Genomic DNA, 16,596 nt, shown 5'->3' on the forward strand with positions numbered 1-16,596 from the left:
CACCAATTCTTCATGAGTTGGTAAAGCTGGAATCGTGAAGGATGAGAACCGTCAAAGGTTCGAGCCGACCGTAGGGAGACCACGGCATGGCCGCTAATCCTGCACGACCCACCAATTTCTAAAGTAGTAACCACGACAGTGGGTGATTAGCTCAGTTGGTAGAGCATCTCCTTTACACGGAGGGGGTCGGCGGTTCGAGCCCGTCATCACCCACCACTACAGTGGGTCGTTAGCTCAGTTGGTAGAGCAGTTGACTTTTAATCAATTGGTCGCAGGTTCGAATCCTGCACGACCCACCAATTCTTAATGAGTTGGTAAAGCTGGAATCGTGAAGGATGAGAACCGTCAAAGGTTCGAGCCGACCGTAGGGAGACCACGGCATGGCCGCTAATCCTGCACGACCCACCAATTCTTAATGAATTGGTCAGCAGTAACCATCGTGAAGGATGTTTAGTAGAATCAGTTCTACGTAAATCATAGGTTTCGACAATACAGTCCTCCATTCTGTATTCATAGTTCAGAAGTAAACCACGTCAGTGGGTCGTTAGCTCAGTTGGTAGAGCAGTTGACTTTTAATCAATTGGTCGCAGGTTCGAATCCTGCACGACCCACCAATTCTTGATGAATTGGTAAAGAATTGCAGTCGAGTCTCTCTCGTTGCTAACGCGGTTCAGCAGTAAACCACATCAGTGGGTCGTTAGCTCAGTTGGTAGAGCAGTTGACTTTTAATCAATTGGTCGCAGGTTCGAATCCTGCACGACCCACCATCTTAAAGACTCCCCAATACTAAAACACAAACTCCAGCGCATCATATTGCACCAGTCGTGCGGGTGAGATCCTGCGCTCAGGTTCGAGTCTCGCTTGCGAGACAACGGCGACAGCCGGTCATCCTGCCAGACCCACTCTCCCACAAATCGCTGTTCCTAGCCGTTATCTTTAAGCCTCTAGTCCCTCATTTCAATCTCATATTTCAGCCCATTAAACAAATATGCCCATACCAAGAAATGATCAGCGACTTTTAGCCAAAAATTAGGTATTTTGTTTAGTATATAAAACGAGGCGGTTAAGCAAGCGGCAAGATACAGCCTAAAAAGCAGACCCACAGCCTAGCATAGAGATAACAGCGATGAGTGAAATGTTTGATGTCAATGCGGCGATATACCCATTCCCGCCGAAACCGGTGCCGTTAGACGTCGCAGAGAAGGCTTTTTATCGGCAGAAGATCAAAACCTTGCTTAAGCAACGTGATGCAGTCCTGGTGGCCCATTACTATACCGATCCGGAGATCCAGGCGCTAGCCGAAGAGACCGGTGGCTGCGTCGCCGATTCACTGGAGATGGCACGTTTCGGCAGCCAACATCCCGCGTCTACTTTGCTGGTTGCTGGCGTGCGTTTTATGGGGGAGACAGCCAAAATCCTCAGCCCGGAAAAACAGGTGCTGATGCCAACGCTGCATGCCGATTGCTCGCTGGACCTCGGTTGTCCCGAGGCGGAGTTTGCCGCGTTCTGCGACAGCCATCCAGATCGGACCGTGGTGGTTTACGCCAATACTTCCGCCGCCGTTAAAGCTCGTGCTGATTGGGTGGTCACTTCTAGCATTGCCGTTGAGCTGATTGAACATCTTGACAGCCTGGGTGAGAAAATCATCTGGGCACCGGATCGTCATCTGGGCAACTATGTGCAGAAGCAGACCGGGGCGGACGTGCTGTGCTGGCAGGGGGCCTGTATCGTCCATGACGAGTTTAAAACCCAGGCGCTGATACGCATGAAAGCCTTATACCCGGAGGCTGCGATACTGGTGCATCCAGAGTCACCGCAGGCGATCGTCGATCTGGCTGATGCCGTCGGTTCGACCAGCCAACTGATCCAGGCAGCGGTAACCTTGCCCAACCGGCAACTGATCGTGGCCACCGATCGCGGTATCTTCTACAAGATGCAGCAAGCTTGTCCGGATAAAGAACTGTTTGAAGCTCCTACCGCCGGTGAGGGGGCCACCTGTCGCAGCTGTGCCCACTGCCCGTGGATGGCGATGAACGGCCTGAAGGCGATTGCCGAAGGACTGGAACAAGGGGGCTCACAGCATGAGATTTTTGTTGATGGCGCACTGCGTGACCAGGCGCTGATCCCGCTCAACCGCATGCTGGACTTTGCAGCGCAGTTGAAAATGCAGGTTAAAGGCAACGCCTGAATCCAGGCTTACGTTTTTTAAGGAATACACATGAGCTTTTTCAGCACCGGCAACATTCTGGTCCACATTCCGATTGGTGCAGGGGGTTATGACCTGTCGTGGATTGAGGCCATCGGCACGCTGTTTGGTTTACTCTGTATCTGGTATGCCAGCAAAGAGAAAATCATCAACTATCTGTTTGGCCTGATCAACGTCACGCTGTTTGCGGTGATCTTCTTTCAGATCCAGCTGTACGCCAGCCTGTTGCTGCAACTGTTTTTCTTCGTGGCCAATATTTACGGCTGGTACGCCTGGAGCCGCCAGACGCAGGATAATCAGGCCGAGTTGCAGATCCGTTGGTTGCCGCTGCCTAAAGCATTGGCATGGGGAGCGGTGTGCGTGGTGGGTATTGCGTTGATGACGTTTAATATCGACCGGGTATTTGCCTATCTGACGCAAATTGCGGTGGCGGTGATGCAGGGGCTGGGTCTTAACGTACAGATGCCAGAACTGCAACCGGACGCTTTCCCGTTCTGGGATTCGGCCATGATGGTGTTGTCTATCGTCGCCATGATCCTGATGACGCGCAAGTACGTCGAAAACTGGCTGCTGTGGGTAGTGATTGATGTGATCAGCGTGGCGATCTTTGCTTACCAGGGCGTGTACGCCATGGCGTTGGAATACGTCATTTTGACGCTGATTGCGCTCAATGGCTCCTGGCTATGGATACGCAGTGCCGCGAAAAATCACTCCCAGCCGTTTTCTTCAGCGCCTTAGTATCGTCTGATGTAGAGGGCGAATGACGTAGTTGAGCAGTGGCTCGTTCGGTTCCCTCTCCCTGTGGGAGAGGGTTAGGGTGAGGGAGCGTTAATGATGATGCCCCAGATGGTCTGTGTGTGAGTGATCACTTACAATGCCACAGTCTGGAGTATCACAATGCTGGTATTCCATCTGGATCGTTGCATGGCCAATCTGGTAATGCTCCAGCAAATAAGCCTGGATGCGGCGTAACAGTCCATCATGATCGTGAGGCGGGATCACCTGGGCATGCAGCGTCATCAGCTTTTGTTCGCCAATCTGCCAGACATGCACGTGATGGATGTTGCGCACTTCCGGAATATTCAGGCACAAATCCTTTTGCAGCTTATTGATATCTACCTCTTGCGGCGTTCCCTCCAGCAGTTCATGGAAACTCTCCTTAAGCAGACGCCAGGCGCTGCGCAGCACCAGGCAGGAAACCAGAACCGAGAGTATTGGATCGATGGGGGTCCAGCCAGTAGTCAGAATGATGATGGCTGCCGCGATCGCCCCGACGGAGCCGAGCAGATCGCCGAGAACATGCAGGGCGGCGGCCCGCACGTTGATATTTTTCTCTTCATTGCCGCGATGCAGCAGCCAGAAGGCGAACAGGTTAGCCAGCAGGCCCGCTACGGCGATCACCAGCATTGGGGTACCCATCACTGGCTGCGGTTCGAAGAAGCGCCGTATGGCCTCCCAGAGGATGAATATGACGATCAGCAGTAACGCCGCCGCATTGATAAAGGCGGCCAGCGTGGTCAGGCGCAGATAGCCAAAAGTGTGGCGGGCATTGGGTTTACGCTGTGAGAAGTGCACCGCCATCAGCGCGACGAGCAGGGCTGCGGAATCCGTCAGCATATGCCCGGCGTCTGCCAGCAGCGCCAGTGAGCCAGAAAGTAATCCGCCCACGGCCTCGACAACCATGAAGAGGGTGGTGACTAAAAATGCGGCTAGTAGGCGCTTACTGTTGCCGTCTTTAGGCTGATGGACATGGGAAGCTGCCGTCATTACTTTTCCTTATTGCAAAATTTGTTGGGGGCCAAAGTCTAAGTTTGGCCGCGACTTAGCTCATTATAGGCGGCCTTGGCGGCGAGCTGAATCTTTGCCGGTTGCGATTATGGGTTCTAAAGGTGATTTACAGCGTCAGCCTCACAGGCTAGATTGGTGAAATCTACTCTACGCGCTGTGCGATACACCCGATACCGAATGGAAAAGTGATGAATTACCAAAACGACGACTTACGCATTAAAGAAATCAAGGAACTCCTGCCGCCGGTGGCCCTGTTGGAAAAGTTTCCGGCTTCGGGTCAGGCAGCAGAGACGGTGTCACAGGCTCGCCAATCGATTCACAACATCCTGCGTGGCAATGACGATCGCCTGTTGGTGGTGATTGGCCCTTGCTCGATCCACGATACCAAAGCGGCGAAAGAGTATGCCGCGCGTCTGATGAGACTGCGCCAGGAACTCAGCGGTGAGCTGGAAGTGGTGATGCGGGTCTATTTTGAAAAACCGCGTACCACCGTTGGCTGGAAAGGGTTGATCAACGATCCGCAGATGGATAACAGCTTCCAGATTAACGAAGGCCTGCGCCTGGCGCGTAAACTGCTGTTGGATATCAATGACAGCGGCTTGCCTGCTGCGGGCGAGTTCCTGGATATGATCACTCCGCAATACCTGGGAGATTTGATGAGCTGGGGAGCGATCGGCGCACGCACCACGGAATCCCAGGTGCATCGTGAACTGGCCTCTGGCCTGTCCTGCCCGGTGGGCTTCAAAAACGGCACCGACGGCACCATCAAGGTCGCGATCGATGCTATTAATGCTGCTGGCGCACCGCACTGCTTCCTGTCCGTGACCAAATGGGGTCATTCCGCAATTGTTAACACCAGCGGCAACGGTGACTGCCACATTATTCTGCGTGGCGGCAAAGAGCCGAACTACAGTGCGGCTCATGTGAAAGAAGTGAAAGCAGGGCTGGCCAAAGCGGGCCTGCCTGCACAGGTGATGATCGACTTCAGCCACGCCAACAGCAGCAAACAGTTTAAAAAGCAGCTGGAGGTGAATGCGGACGTCTGCCAGCAACTGCGTGGTGGTGAAAAAGCCATTATCGGGGTGATGATCGAAAGCCATCTGGTGGAAGGAAATCAGAATCTGGAAAACGGCGAACCGTTGGTTTACGGCAAAAGCGTGACCGATGCTTGCATTGGTTGGGCAGATACCGAAACCGTACTGCGCGATCTGGCCGCAGCGGTGAAGGCGCGCCGTAACCGATAAGCTACCTGCGTTTGTGGCCCTGTAGCGTCGTTGCGGGGCCAACCCTATCTTTTGCCTGCCTGGCATCAGAATAAAATCTGACATTAACCTCATCGCGTGGAGCTTTCCTCGTTCTGTTTGGCTATTTCTCATGGTAAAAAGTGGGTATTACTCGTCGCGCTTTTATTTCCAGGAAACATCTTATTTCGTCCACTGCCTTCATCGTCTGGTGTCACTATGACCAGTAAAAACACCGTTTGCGCTTATCGTGCGGTATGATTATGATGATGCGTTTTTTGCAGCCAAAATACCCAATATAAAAATAAGGGCATTATGGTGGGTGACTTTAATTTCAGGATGAATAGCTGATGGAAAAAAATAGTACTCAACATCAAATGTACTTTCGCGGTACGGGCGGGGAGTATTTCGCAATCTGGCTGGTTAACATATTACTGACGGCCATCACATTGGGAATATACTCGGCATGGGCTACGGTGCGTCGCCGTCGTTATTTTTACGGCAATACCGAATTAAATGGCGATCGCTTCGATTACCATGCGCAGCCAATGCAAATCCTCAAGGGCCGTCTGCTGGTGATTGGCGGCGTGATCCTGTTCTATGTTCTGTTGTTTATCAATCCGTTGCTTGGCATGGTCGCCATGCTGGCACTCCTTGCGTTGATCCCTTGGATTATTATCCGTAGCTGGCGTTATAACGCTATTATGTCTAGCTATCGTGGCGTTCGTTTCAATTACTTATGCCAAACCGGGCGTGCTTACTGGGTATTACTGTTTTGCCCAATACTGCTAGTGATTGGTCTGTATGCGGTTATGATCGTATTAGGTCTGGTTGGCAGCAGTCTGGGTAGCCCGACTGCGATAATCGTGCTGGCTGCTATTACCGTTGTCCTGTTTGTGCCGATGTTGGCCGCGATCAATGGCATCCTGGCTACCCTGCAATACGATCTGTACGTAAACAACATGCGCTTTGGCAATTCGCCATTTGTGGCCGAATTCAAGAAAGCGGAGTTCATTAAGATTGCGTTGTTCAGCCTGCTGATCTTCTTGCCATTCCTGGTTATCGCCTTGGTATTGGTTGGCTCGTTCTTTGTCACCTTATTCCAAATGGCGCTGTTTGGCGGCATGTCCGATGCCATGTTGCAAGCCCAGATGGCAAGTAATATTGGCAGCCTGTTCATGATGATGCTGGTGCTGTTGCTGGGTGTCATGGTGTCCAGCAGCTATATGGTTGTGGCTCAGCGAAACTACGTATTTAACCAAACTACCCTGCAAGGTGAGGTTAAACTGCGTTCTTCCATGCAGACTCTGCCGTATATGGGACTCTTGATCACCAACACCCTGATCACCGTCTTTTCACTGGGCCTTGCGGCTCCGGTGGCTCATGTACGCCATGCTCGCTATATTGCTGAGTCAACTCAGGTTGAAGGCGATCTGTCGCTGTTGTCTGTGCAGGCTCACCACGATACGGCCAACACCGCTATCGCCGAAGAAGCCGTACAAGCTCTCGATCTGGGTACCGGTTTTTGAGTAAAGACTGATGATCCTTGAAGGACTCTATCAGTGCCCTGGCCGGGCTGCCCAACAGGCGGCCCGGCTGTTATTAAACGATATGGGCGATGGGGTAACGCTGCAATATGATGGCGAGCATCGCTATTTTTCCTTAGCGCAAATGACCGTTTCCGAGTCATTGGCCCGTATTCCGCTGACCCTGACCTTCCCAGACGGTGGCCGGTTTGTGCCCGCCGATGATGCGGCATTTTGCCAGTGGTTTTATCAACGCCGTTCACCGGGGTTAGTGCACCGCTTAGAACGCTATAAGCGTGGCGTGTTGCTGACGTTGTTGCTGACCGTTTTGTTGACCTTGACCTATGTTTTCCTGGTTCTCCCTTGGGCGAGCAGTGAAATCGCCATGCGCATTCCAACCACGGCCGAACAGAAGTTGGGTAAACATACGCTCGATTTCCTGGAAGCCAGTGGCTTCAAGCCGTCGCAATTGCCCGCCGAGAAACAGCAGGCGATACAGAAGCTATTTCTACAGGTGATGCCAGAACAAATGCGGCACGAGCGTACTCCGCTCAAGTTGAAATTGCTGGCGGTGCCAGAAGTTGCTAATGCGTTCATGTTATCTGATGGGACTTTGGTGATCACCGACGATCTGGCCAAGCTGGCGACCAATGACGACGGCCTGGCGGCGGTAATGCTCCATGAAATGGGGCATCATGCTTACCGTCACCCCATGCGCATGGTGGTGCGTTCATCCCTGGTAGCACTGACGTTTATGTGGATGACCGGTGACGTTAGCGGCATTGGCGATACGTTGTTGCAATCGGCCTCATTCATGCATGAAATGCAGTTCTCCCGCAGCGTGGAGCGTGAGGCAGACGACTGGGCAATCGCGGAAATGCAGCTACAGGGGCGTTCGTTATCGGCGATGGAAGATCTCTACCGCGCATTGCAACAGGCGGCAAGCACGTCAACCGTGGCGCTAAAGGTGCCGGAGTGGTTAAGCACCCATCCAGAGATGCAGGCGCGTTTGCAGGCTATCGAAGCAGCCAGGATCAAAGAGCAATAAAGAAAGCCCCCAGCTCAACACCGGGGGCTTGTTGTTTTTCAAGGGCGAAAACTTATTTCGCTTTACCCTGGTTGGCGACGGCTGCAGCTTTGGCTGCGATCTCATCGGCATTACCCAGGTAGTAACGCTTGATTGGCTTGAAGTTCTCATCGAACTCATACACCAACGGCACGCCGGTTGGGATATTCAGCTCGAGGATCTCATCTTCGCTCAGGTTATCCAGATATTTCACCAACGCACGCAGGGAGTTACCGTGAGCCGCGACGATCACGCGTTCACCGCTCTTGATGCGTGGCAGGATCTCTTCGTCCCAATAAGGGATAACACGATCGATGGTCAGCGCCAGGCTTTCGGTCAGCGGCAGCTCTTTTTCGCTCAGCGCTGAGTAACGTGGATCGTGGCCAGGGTAGCGCTCATCTTCTTTGGTTAGTTCTGGTGGTGTTACCGCGAAACCGCGACGCCATTGCTTGACCTGCTCGTCACCGTATTTTTCTGCGGTTTCAGCCTTGTTCAGACCCTGCAGCGCGCCGTAATGGCGTTCGTTCAGCTTCCAGGACTTTTCGGTAGGCAACCAGGCTTGGTCCAACTCGTCCAGAATGTTCCACAGAGTGTGGATAGCCCGCTTCAGTACGGAGGTGTAAGCGAAATCGAAGGAGAAACCTTCGTCTTTTAACAGCTTGCCTGCTGCTTTTGCTTCGGTGCGGCCTTTATCGGACAGATCGACATCATACCAACCGGTGAAGCGGTTTTCGTTGTTCCACTGGCTTTCGCCGTGGCGCACCAGAACCAGCTTAGTTACAGCCATAGCTTAACTCCTTAATAATCTGATGGTTTAATGATAACGAATATCATTATATTCTGCGACCGCTATCACGGCAATCAATATACCCGTGAATAACCTTACTCGCTTTCCTACCTGAACAGGACTGGATGACCCTTACCACTGCTGGGTATGGTGTTAACCATAGCCAATTTTTGGCCGTAAGGTAACAGGGGGGCGAAGGAAAGAGCTGAATCGTTCAGGCTGGCCGCAGGGCGCGAATGAGAGCTATTCACTCGCGCCGCAGCGTTAATGCGATCAGGCGGTTTTTTTCAGGCAGCTACTCATAAAGGTTTTGCGCTCGTCACCTTTCAGGCTCTTTTTAGGGGCGTCGGCATTACAGTCTTTCATCTTCTGCTGCTGCGGCGTCAGGGCCTTCTCGGTATGGTGGCCTTCGGCCTTCAGGCAGGTGCTCATGAAGGTGGTGCGGTCAGAACCTTTCAGCGATTGGGTGGTAGCCTGTTGATTACAGTCGGTCATGCGTTTTTGCTGGGCAGCCTGCGCCGGGGAAGGCGTTTTTGCTGCGGTGTCGGCAGCCATCAGGTTGGTACTCAGCAGTAAACCTGCCAGTAGTGGAAGTGCAGTAATCAGACGCATTAGGTGTTCCTTCAGCTATTGAACGGCCAGCGGGCCGAAAATTGTGATATCACTCACGGGCTTGTGTATACCACGGTAGCCTGATTCTAGTGCGGGGTTGACAATAAGGAAAGGTAACGACCGAGGGGCGCAATGTAAGCAATTATAACAATCACGCCCCTTACCGCATGACAAGGGGCATGGCGGCTCAGTTAGGAATAAGCTGATAATGCGTTGCGCTTTGATAACGCTGGCCTGGCTGTAGCCAACAGTCCGGCTGTGGCCATTCTGAGTGGTTCGGGCTGTCCGGCAGAAACTCGCTTTCCAGTGCCACGCCGGCGTAATTTTGGTAGCTACCGCCGTCGCGCGCCGGTGTGCCACCCAAATAATTACCGCTGTATAGTTGGAGTGCTGGCGCAGTGGTGAACACCGTCATTGAGACCTTGCCGTCCGCAGACCAGAGGTGAGCCGCTGGGCTTGCCAACCCGCGGCAGGTATCGTGCAGCAGGTAAGCATGGTCGTAACCCTTAACCCGTTGCTGATCGCGGTCGCGCAATAAATCTTGTTGCAGGGTTTTCGGCTGGCGGAAATCCATCCCGGTGCCTGCAACCGCCGTCAGATCGGCACTGGGAATGCCATCGCCGTCTACGGGAAGATAACGGTCAGCGAACAGCTGCAAGCGCTGTTGTCGGGCGTCGTGGCCAGCGCCATCCAGATTGAAATAGGCATGGTTGGTCAGATTGACCGGGCAGGCGCGATCGGTTTGCGCCTGATACTCAATCTCCAGCCGGTGATCGGCGGTTAGCCGGTAGATCAGCGTCACGTCGAGGTTCCCTGGGAAGCCCTGGTCGCCGTCCGGCGAATGGAGCTGATAAATCACCTGCTGCTCATCCTGCTCCACAATCTGCCAGCGGCGAGCGTGGAAGCCGTTTGGCCCGCCGTGTAGTTGATGCTCCCCTTGATTGGCGATCAGCGGGTGTGGCTTGCCGGCGATTTGCAGGCTGGCATGAGCAATACGGTTGGCATAGCGCCCGACCGTGGCCCCCAGATAGGCACCTTGACGAAGGTAGTCCTGCGGGGTTTGGCACCCCAGCAGCAGCTCACGCTGCTCCCCTGATTTCAGCGGCAGCACGGCGGAAAGCCAGGTTGCGCCCCAATCCATAAACGTGACCGTCATTCCTGCGGCATTACGCAGGGTGGTGAAAGTAAAGGGCTGGCCGTCTGGGGCAACGGCGGAGTGATCGCTCAGCATAGACCGGATCCTTGTGAGGCTTTGCAGACGTAGAAAGTTTCTTGCAGGCCGTTGGTCCGCAATGGATATTCGCGAGCTACCGCCGTGCGCACCGACTCTACCAGATCCAGTGGCATCAGGGCCACGATGCAGCCCCCGAAACCGCCTCCGGTCATGCGCACACCGCCACGATCGCCAATGACTTCTTTCACAATCTCGACCAGCGTATCGATAGGGGGGACGGTAATTGCAAAATCATCACGCATTGAAGCGTGCGATTCGGCCATCAGTTTGCCCATCAGTTTCAGGTTGCCAGCGGCCAAGGCATCGGCAGCAGCCAAGGTGCGATCGTTTTCGGTGATCACATGGCGCGCCCGTTTGGCCACGATCGGATCCAGTTCATGCAGGATCGGGAAGAACAGATCCGGGCTGACGTCGCGCAGCGCCTTGACGCCGAAGAAGCGAGCCGCCGCTTCGCACTGTTGCCGGCGGGTGTTGTATTCACTATCGACCAGGCCGCGTTTGACGTTAGAGTTGATGATCACCACCGCGACATCGGCTGGCATTGGCACCGCCCGAGTTTCCAAAGAGCGGCAGTCGATCAGCAGGGCGTGATCTTTCTTACCCAACGCAGAAATCAGCTGATCCATAATGCCGCAGTTGCAGCCGACAAACTGGTTTTCCGCTTCCTGGCCATTCAGCGCCAGCGCTACGCCATCCAACGGCAAGTGATAGAGCGCTTGCAAGACCTGCCCGACGGCCACTTCTAGTGAGGCGGAGGAACTAAGTCCAGCCCCCTGCGGGACGTTGCCGCTGATCACCAGATCGGCACCGCCAAAATTGGCATCGCGGGTCTGCAGGTGTTTCACCACGCCGCGTACATAATCGGCCCAGCGCAGATTGGCGTGACTGACGATCGGCTCATCCAGCGAGAACAGATCCTGCTGGTTCTCGTAATCGGCGGCCAATACGCGGATCTGGCGATCGCTACGTGGAGCCCCGCTGATCACGGTTTGATAATCAATGGCGCAGGGCAGGACAAAGCCGTCGTTATAATCGGTGTGCTCACCGATCAGATTGACTCGGCCCGGAGCCTGGATCGTCAGGGTGGGTGCGTAGCCAAAGTGTTCGTTAAACAGGGCTTGGGTAAGTTGCTTCAGACTCATTATTTCACTCCGGCTTCGCGGTAATGGATATCACTGACCGCACGCAGGCGTTCAGCGGCTTGTTCTGCGGTCAGGTCGCGTTGGGTTTCCGCCAGCATTTCATAACCCACCATAAATTTGCGCACCGTGGCGCTGCGCAGTAACGGCGGGTAGAAGTGGGCATGCAGCTGCCAGTGGCGGTTATCGGCCTGGTTGAAGGGTGCACCGTGCCAGCCCATGGAATAAGGGAAAGAGCATTGGAACAGGTTGTCATAGCGGCTGGTCAGTTTCTTCAGCGCGATAGCCAGATCGCGGCTTTGTGCTGCGCTAAGGTCGGTAAGGCGCTGCACCGGCGCTTTTGGCAGCAGCAGCGTTTCAAATGGCCATGCAGCCCAGTAAGGAACGACCGCTAGCCAATGCTCGGTTTCCACCACCGTACGGCTGCCGTCGGCCTGCTCGCGCTGGGCATAGTCCACCAGCATGGCGGATTGATGCTGGCTGAAATACGCTTGTTGCAGGCGATCTTCTCGTTCGGCTTCATTCGGCAGGAAGCTGTTGGCCCATACCTGACCGTGCGGGTGAGGGTTGGAACAGCCCATCGCGGCCCCTTTATTTTCAAACACCTGCACCCAGGGGTAGCTGCGCCCCAGATCGGCGGTCTGTTCCTGCCAGGCGGCGATCACCTGTTCTAGCGCGGGTAGCGTCAGCTGCGGCAGCGTTTTACTGTGATCGGGAGAGAAGCAGATCACCCGGCTGGTGCCACGGGCGCTCTGGCAACGCATCAGCGGATCGTCACTTTCCGGCGCCTGCGGGGTATCTTGCATCAGGGCGGCAAAATCGTTGGTGAACACATAGGTGCCCGGATAATCAGGGTTTTTATCACCGGTCACGCGCGTATTGCCGGGGCAAAGGAAGCAGTCGGGATCGTGGGCGGGCAGTATTTCCTGAGCGGGAGATTCCTGCTGGCCCTGCCACGGACGTTTGGCCCGATGTGGAGATACCAACACCCATTGGCCGGTGAGGGGATTAAAACGGCGATGTGGATGATCGATAGGATTAAAATCAGACATAGCGCTTCCTTTATCTCGCGACGGGGCTAATTGTAATCGCTTTCACCTGCTGCGTGACCGACTTTAGCCGAGTGCATTTTGGAAAATAATGGCTAGAAGATAGCACGGTCACGGTGATAAAAAGGTGATCTAGCGCGAAAAATGGAATCGCTTACATTGATTGAAGCTATAATCTTGTTGAGGTAGATAAGGCTGATGGGCTGGTTAAGTGGTAGCGATTACACAATGCAGGCCGGCAGAGAAATCTGCCGGCCTGGAGGGTTACTGATACTGGTAAACCGGGTAGGTAAAGAACAGCAAATGGACCAGATTTAGCCCAAAGTGGAAGAGAATGGGCACCCACAGGCGGCCGCTCCACATCCAGGCCAGGCCATAAATCACCCCCGCCAGCGTGGCAAATGCCACCATCAACATGCCACCGGCAAAGTGGGCGGCACCGAACAGCAGGGCGGTGATAATCAGTGCCGGATAGGCACCCAGCCACTGGCGCAGACGCTGCTGCAAATAGCCACGGAACAGCGCTTCTTCGGCCATCGAAACAAAAAACAGGTTGGCCATAATGAAGGCCAGGATCCAGGAGGGCAGATGCAACTCAACTTTCAGCCCACCGAGCGCCACCGCCAACAGCAGTACCGCAGGGATGCCTAGCACCAGGAGCAACCAGGCGCTGACGCCAACCGGCTTGTCGGGTTTGCCCGCGTTAAACAGCGTGGGCAGGCAGGCTAATAGCAGGAAGGGCACCAATGCCTTATCGAAATTGTAATACATGGAATACAGCGAGCTCATCGGGCCCACTTTGTCCTGATCGACCATCAATTGGTTATTGATGCCCGGTATCAGGTGATAAAACAGGGCGATGGAGCAGGCGACTAAAAAGAGTTCCAGCACCAGCGTGATGCTGTGCTGCTGGCGATAGTGCTGATGAAGCCAGATGGCGATGGCGATAACTGCCAGATAACCCAGGCCGACGGGCGTCAGGATATGATGGTAAATCCCCATTGCCGCGGCAGCTGCCAAAACCACCGAAGCTATCAGCCGGTTAAATGGCAAAAAAAACAACGAAGCCGAAAGTACGCCCCACATAATAGCTATCCCTTTTAATAGATACACGGTGCCCAATGCCGGAAATCCGGCGTGTTAATGTCTGGTTAAATGGGCACTAAATGGGATAGTAGCACAACCGGGTGAATATTAAGGTCGGGACAGTAGTTAATCGTGCCATAAGGTATGAGCGAGTGATTTAACCCTTCATCCACGCCTGCGAACGGATAACTTCCCCAAGGTTCTGTAAGATCTCCAGGCTTTGCTGGTGGATCTCTTCCGTTGGGGCGGCGCACAGATCTTGTAGCACCGTCACCTGTAAGCCTGCATCGTGTGCCTGCCGGGCGGTGCTCTCAATGGCTAGCGGAGTGCTGATACCGCCTAATAACAGGTGGTGGTAGCGGTGCTGCTGTAACCAGGCTAACAAATTGTTACCGGCAAAGGCGCTAAGCCCTTTCTTTTCCAGGCGCAGATCTTCGGTTTGTACCTCCAGACCGGCCAGCCATTGACATCCCCCGTTGCTTAAACGCAGCGCGCCGATATGTTTGAGCTGATTGAACAGCGGTGAGTGTCGGGGAATATCCTGGTAATCGTCGGCAAAACCGGTGCGCAACCAAATTACCGGGATTTTACGCACCCGCGCGTAGGCCGCAGCAGCATTGACGTGCGCGATCACATCATGCGTTACGATCTGTTCGCGGCAGTGATTCGCCCGCCCTTTAGGGCCAGCCAGATCTTCGATCAGGTCAATAATAATCAGCGCGGCGGACATACCTTCTCCAAAAACGTCTCTGTACCCTTTAATGATAAAAGGCCAAATGTGATGCGTTGTGAAGGAAGTGTTGCCGGATATGTCCCCAGGATGAGCGCTGTAGCACTCATCCCGAGTAGGTTAAGCCAGCACGTCTTGCTGATAGCGGTAGCTATCGCCTTCAGGGATGAAGGAGAAACGGTGGGTGATGCATTGCGGTGCATCTTCCGCGTGGTGTGAAACAAACAGCAACTGGGTCGATCCCTGGTGGATCAGCACATCCACGAAGCGCCGTACCAACTGGCGGTTTAGCGGATCCAAGCCTTGCAGCGGTTCATCGAGGATCAGCAGCGCCGGATGTTTGACTAACGCCCGTGCGATCAGCGCCAAGCGTTGTTGGCCCCAGGACAGGGTATGGAAGGGGGCATCGCCCATAGCGCCAAGCCCAAGCAGCGCCAGCCACTGCGAGGTCAACTGATGCTGACGGTCGGAAATCGCCTGATAAATGCCGATCGAATCAAAGAAGCCGGACAGGATCACGTTACGCACGCTGGAACTGACCCGGTAGTCCAGATGCAGGCTGCTGCTGACGTAGCCGATATGGCGTTTGATATCCCAGATGGTTTCCCCGCTGCCGCGTCGGCGGCCAAACAGCGTCAGATCGTTGCTGTAGCCTTGTGGATGATCGCCGGTGATCAGGCTGAGCAGGGTGGATTTTCCCGCCCCGTTCGGGCCGACGATCTGCCAGTGTTCACCGGGGTTAACCTGCCAACTGAGTTGGTTGAGGATGGGGCGATCGTTGTAGCTCACTACGCCATCACGCAGTACGATCAGTGGTCGATCGTCCGGCAGCTTGATGAGCTGGGTGGGATCTTCGGTTTCTGGCAGCGTCAAGCCGTTGAGATTTTCACTGTGTGCCAGCTGGGCGACCAGCGCTTCGGCCATCACCTGTCGCCGCGGCCCCTGGCTGGTGAGGGTGCAATCGGCCAGCACGCCGACCTGCTCAATGAAGCCTGGGATTTCATCAAACCGGTTGAGCACCAGGACTACGGTATAACCCTGCTGTGAAAGTTCACCAAGCAGGGTGGCGAGCTGAGCGCGCGAATTGACGTCCAACCCGTCGAAGGGCTCATCGAGGATCAATAAATCGGGTTGGGCCATCAGAGCTCGGCAAAGCAGGGTTTTGCGGGTCTCACCGGTAGAGAGATATTTGAAACGGCGCGTAAGCAAGGGCGTGATGCCAAACTGCTCGGCTAACTGTGCGCAGCGCGCGGGATCTTTGAGTTCTTCCTGAATGATTTCCGCTGTGGTGCGCCCGGTGTCGTCTTCGTCCGCGCTGAGCAGGTCGGTATTGTTGCGTTGCCATTCGTCGCTGACCAGCTTTTGCAACTGCTCAAAAGAGAGCCGCACTACGTGGCGAAAATCACTGTGGCTTTCGCCTTTCAGCAACGTCAGCTCACCGGCCAGCGCCCGGGCCAGCGCGGATTTGCCGCTGCCGTTAGCCCCGACGAATGCCCAGCTATCGCCGGACTGAATATCAAGCCGATCCAGCTCTAGCGTGCGGGTATCGCTTAAACGAAATGAACCTTGCGAAATGTGCAACGACGACATCTTCTAATCCCTATTCTGCAATGTTTCGCTTTAGAAATAGGCGCAAGCGGAAAAGATGTCAATCGGCAATACTGCAACGTGACGTTGCGTTTAACACAACGTCGCGACAATCACCCGAACGGCGTTGAATAGGGCGTGTACTGCCGTGCCGATGCTCAGTTTCAGCTGTGCCAGTTCCTGATTGCTGACGGTGGCGCACAGTGTTTCTCCGCCGTTGAGCGTTACCAGAACCTCGCTATGATCGCTGCCAGGTTGGATACTGGCAACGAAACCCGCTAACGCGTTATCGGCCAGGCCAGTCGAAGCGGGATCGGTACTGAGCTTCACCCAAGGCGCTTTAATCAGGGCCAACACCTCTTTGCCCGGCGTCAACTGAAGCCGATCGGCGCTTTGCTGAGTGACGGCGGCGGTCAAACGGGTGTGGCCGTCGGCCAGCAGCAGGCTGATATGCTGTTGGACCTGCTGGTGATCGCGTTCAATTACGGTACCGAAAAACTGGTTGCGGGCGCTGGTTTGCAACGAGAAACGGGCGATGGCGGCCA

General features: G+C 54.6%; 15 protein-coding genes and 4 tRNA genes. 9 read left to right on the forward strand and 10 right to left on the reverse strand.

The features are described 5' to 3' along the window. The first annotated feature begins 140 nt into the window (after positions 1 to 140). The 6 genes from ACLQ7H_RS13665 (at position 141) to pnuC (ending at position 2,944) form a co-directional block, all read left to right on the forward strand. Positions 141 to 216: transfer RNA gene (locus ACLQ7H_RS13665), tRNA-Val, on the forward strand. Between the two features lie 7 nt (positions 217 to 223). Beyond that, positions 224 to 299 (forward strand) — tRNA-Lys (locus ACLQ7H_RS13670). A gap of 239 nt (positions 300 to 538) precedes the next feature. Further along, positions 539 to 614: transfer RNA gene (locus ACLQ7H_RS13675), tRNA-Lys, on the forward strand. Between the two features lie 77 nt (positions 615 to 691). Next, positions 692 to 767: transfer RNA gene (locus ACLQ7H_RS13680), tRNA-Lys, on the forward strand. 359 nt (positions 768 to 1,126) lie between these two features. After that, entirely contained in the window at positions 1,127 to 2,188 is a 1,062-nt protein-coding gene (gene nadA, locus ACLQ7H_RS13685; RefSeq protein ID WP_411753141.1) for a quinolinate synthase NadA, read from the forward strand. 30 nt (positions 2,189 to 2,218) lie between these two features. Further along, positions 2,219 to 2,944, forward strand: coding sequence for a nicotinamide riboside transporter PnuC (gene pnuC, locus ACLQ7H_RS13690; RefSeq protein ID WP_021805254.1), 726 nt, complete (start codon positions 2,219 to 2,221; stop codon positions 2,942 to 2,944). Positions 2,945 to 3,034: 90 nt separating this feature from the next. Here the strand turns inward: pnuC and zitB are convergent, their stop codons facing one another. Further along, complete coding sequence (gene zitB, locus ACLQ7H_RS13695) at positions 3,035 to 3,973, reverse strand: CDF family zinc transporter ZitB (RefSeq protein ID WP_411753142.1); 939 nt, start codon at positions 3,971 to 3,973, stop codon at positions 3,035 to 3,037. A 209-nt stretch (positions 3,974 to 4,182) separates the two neighbouring features. Here zitB and aroG point away from each other — a divergent pair, with 209 nt between their 5' ends. From aroG to ACLQ7H_RS13710, 3 genes are all read left to right on the forward strand, one after another. Continuing rightward, the gene (aroG, locus tag ACLQ7H_RS13700; RefSeq protein ID WP_411753143.1) at positions 4,183 to 5,238 is read left to right on the forward strand and encodes a 3-deoxy-7-phosphoheptulonate synthase AroG; all 1,056 of its coding nucleotides are present in this window, start codon (positions 4,183 to 4,185) and stop codon (positions 5,236 to 5,238) included. A gap of 347 nt (positions 5,239 to 5,585) precedes the next feature. Continuing rightward, positions 5,586 to 6,764, forward strand: coding sequence for a YjgN family protein (locus tag ACLQ7H_RS13705; RefSeq protein WP_411753144.1), 1,179 nt, complete (start codon positions 5,586 to 5,588; stop codon positions 6,762 to 6,764). A 10-nt stretch (positions 6,765 to 6,774) separates the two neighbouring features. Beyond that, entirely contained in the window at positions 6,775 to 7,809 is a 1,035-nt protein-coding gene (locus ACLQ7H_RS13710) for a M48 family metallopeptidase (RefSeq protein ID WP_411753145.1), read from the forward strand. Between the two features lie 52 nt (positions 7,810 to 7,861). Here the strand turns inward: ACLQ7H_RS13710 and gpmA are convergent, their stop codons facing one another. From gpmA to ACLQ7H_RS13755, 9 genes are all read right to left on the reverse strand, one after another. After that, positions 7,862 to 8,614, reverse strand: a complete 753-nt coding sequence (gene gpmA, locus ACLQ7H_RS13715; RefSeq protein WP_021180326.1) for a 2,3-diphosphoglycerate-dependent phosphoglycerate mutase — start codon at positions 8,612 to 8,614, stop codon at positions 7,862 to 7,864. A gap of 273 nt (positions 8,615 to 8,887) precedes the next feature. After that, positions 8,888 to 9,226, reverse strand: coding sequence for a PsiF family protein (locus ACLQ7H_RS13720; RefSeq protein ID WP_411753146.1), 339 nt, complete (start codon positions 9,224 to 9,226; stop codon positions 8,888 to 8,890). A 187-nt stretch (positions 9,227 to 9,413) separates the two neighbouring features. Further along, on the reverse strand, positions 9,414 to 10,457 hold the full coding sequence (gene galM, locus ACLQ7H_RS13725; protein WP_411753147.1) for a galactose-1-epimerase: 1,044 nt from the start codon (positions 10,455 to 10,457) through the stop codon (positions 9,414 to 9,416). After that, a complete protein-coding gene (gene galK, locus ACLQ7H_RS13730; RefSeq protein ID WP_411753148.1) occupies positions 10,451 to 11,602 on the reverse strand; it encodes a galactokinase in 1,152 nt (383 codons plus the stop codon). Before galK ends, galM begins: the two co-directional genes overlap by 7 nt. Beyond that, positions 11,602 to 12,651 (reverse strand): galactose-1-phosphate uridylyltransferase, encoded by a 1,050-nt coding sequence (gene galT, locus ACLQ7H_RS13735; protein ID WP_411753149.1) that lies wholly within the window; start codon positions 12,649 to 12,651, stop codon positions 11,602 to 11,604. Before galT ends, galK begins: the two co-directional genes overlap by 1 nt. Before the next feature lie 261 nt (positions 12,652 to 12,912). Next, entirely contained in the window at positions 12,913 to 13,734 is an 822-nt protein-coding gene (locus ACLQ7H_RS13740; protein WP_411753150.1) for a lysostaphin resistance A-like protein, read from the reverse strand. 157 nt (positions 13,735 to 13,891) lie between these two features. Then, on the reverse strand, positions 13,892 to 14,464 hold the full coding sequence (locus ACLQ7H_RS13745) for a cysteine hydrolase family protein (protein ID WP_411753151.1): 573 nt from the start codon (positions 14,462 to 14,464) through the stop codon (positions 13,892 to 13,894). Between the two features lie 120 nt (positions 14,465 to 14,584). After that, the gene (gene modF, locus ACLQ7H_RS13750) at positions 14,585 to 16,054 is read right to left on the reverse strand and encodes a molybdate ABC transporter ATP-binding protein ModF (RefSeq protein WP_411753152.1); all 1,470 of its coding nucleotides are present in this window, start codon (positions 16,052 to 16,054) and stop codon (positions 14,585 to 14,587) included. 90 nt (positions 16,055 to 16,144) lie between these two features. Continuing rightward, on the reverse strand, positions 16,145 to 16,596 hold a 452-nt coding region (locus ACLQ7H_RS13755; RefSeq protein WP_411753153.1), incomplete at its 5' end, for a TOBE domain-containing protein.

The sequence above is a fragment of the Serratia sp. (in: enterobacteria) genome, assembly GCF_046715635.1.
Classification (GTDB): domain Bacteria; phylum Pseudomonadota; class Gammaproteobacteria; order Enterobacterales; family Enterobacteriaceae; genus Chania.

Bases quoted from the DNA above. Each gene is read 5' to 3' on its own strand.
- nadA (WP_411753141.1), top strand. From the start codon at position 1,127: ATGAGTGAAATGTTTGATGTCAATGCGGCGATATACCCATTCCCGCCG.
- pnuC (WP_021805254.1), top strand. From the start codon at position 2,219: ATGAGCTTTTTCAGCACCGGCAACATTCTGGTCCACATTCCGATTGGT.
- zitB (WP_411753142.1), bottom strand. From the start codon at position 3,973: ATGACGGCAGCTTCCCATGTCCATCAGCCTAAAGACGGCAACAGTAAG.
- aroG (WP_411753143.1), top strand. From the start codon at position 4,183: ATGAATTACCAAAACGACGACTTACGCATTAAAGAAATCAAGGAACTC.
- ACLQ7H_RS13705 (WP_411753144.1), top strand. From the start codon at position 5,586: ATGGAAAAAAATAGTACTCAACATCAAATGTACTTTCGCGGTACGGGC.
- ACLQ7H_RS13710 (WP_411753145.1), top strand. From the start codon at position 6,775: ATGATCCTTGAAGGACTCTATCAGTGCCCTGGCCGGGCTGCCCAACAG.
- gpmA (WP_021180326.1), bottom strand. From the start codon at position 8,614: ATGGCTGTAACTAAGCTGGTTCTGGTGCGCCACGGCGAAAGCCAGTGG.
- ACLQ7H_RS13720 (WP_411753146.1), bottom strand. From the start codon at position 9,226: ATGCGTCTGATTACTGCACTTCCACTACTGGCAGGTTTACTGCTGAGT.
- galM (WP_411753147.1), bottom strand. From the start codon at position 10,457: ATGCTGAGCGATCACTCCGCCGTTGCCCCAGACGGCCAGCCCTTTACT.
- galK (WP_411753148.1), bottom strand. From the start codon at position 11,602: ATGAGTCTGAAGCAACTTACCCAAGCCCTGTTTAACGAACACTTTGGC.
- galT (WP_411753149.1), bottom strand. From the start codon at position 12,651: ATGTCTGATTTTAATCCTATCGATCATCCACATCGCCGTTTTAATCCC.
- ACLQ7H_RS13740 (WP_411753150.1), bottom strand. From the start codon at position 13,734: ATGTGGGGCGTACTTTCGGCTTCGTTGTTTTTTTTGCCATTTAACCGG.
- ACLQ7H_RS13745 (WP_411753151.1), bottom strand. From the start codon at position 14,464: ATGTCCGCCGCGCTGATTATTATTGACCTGATCGAAGATCTGGCTGGC.
- modF (WP_411753152.1), bottom strand. From the start codon at position 16,054: ATGTCGTCGTTGCACATTTCGCAAGGTTCATTTCGTTTAAGCGATACC.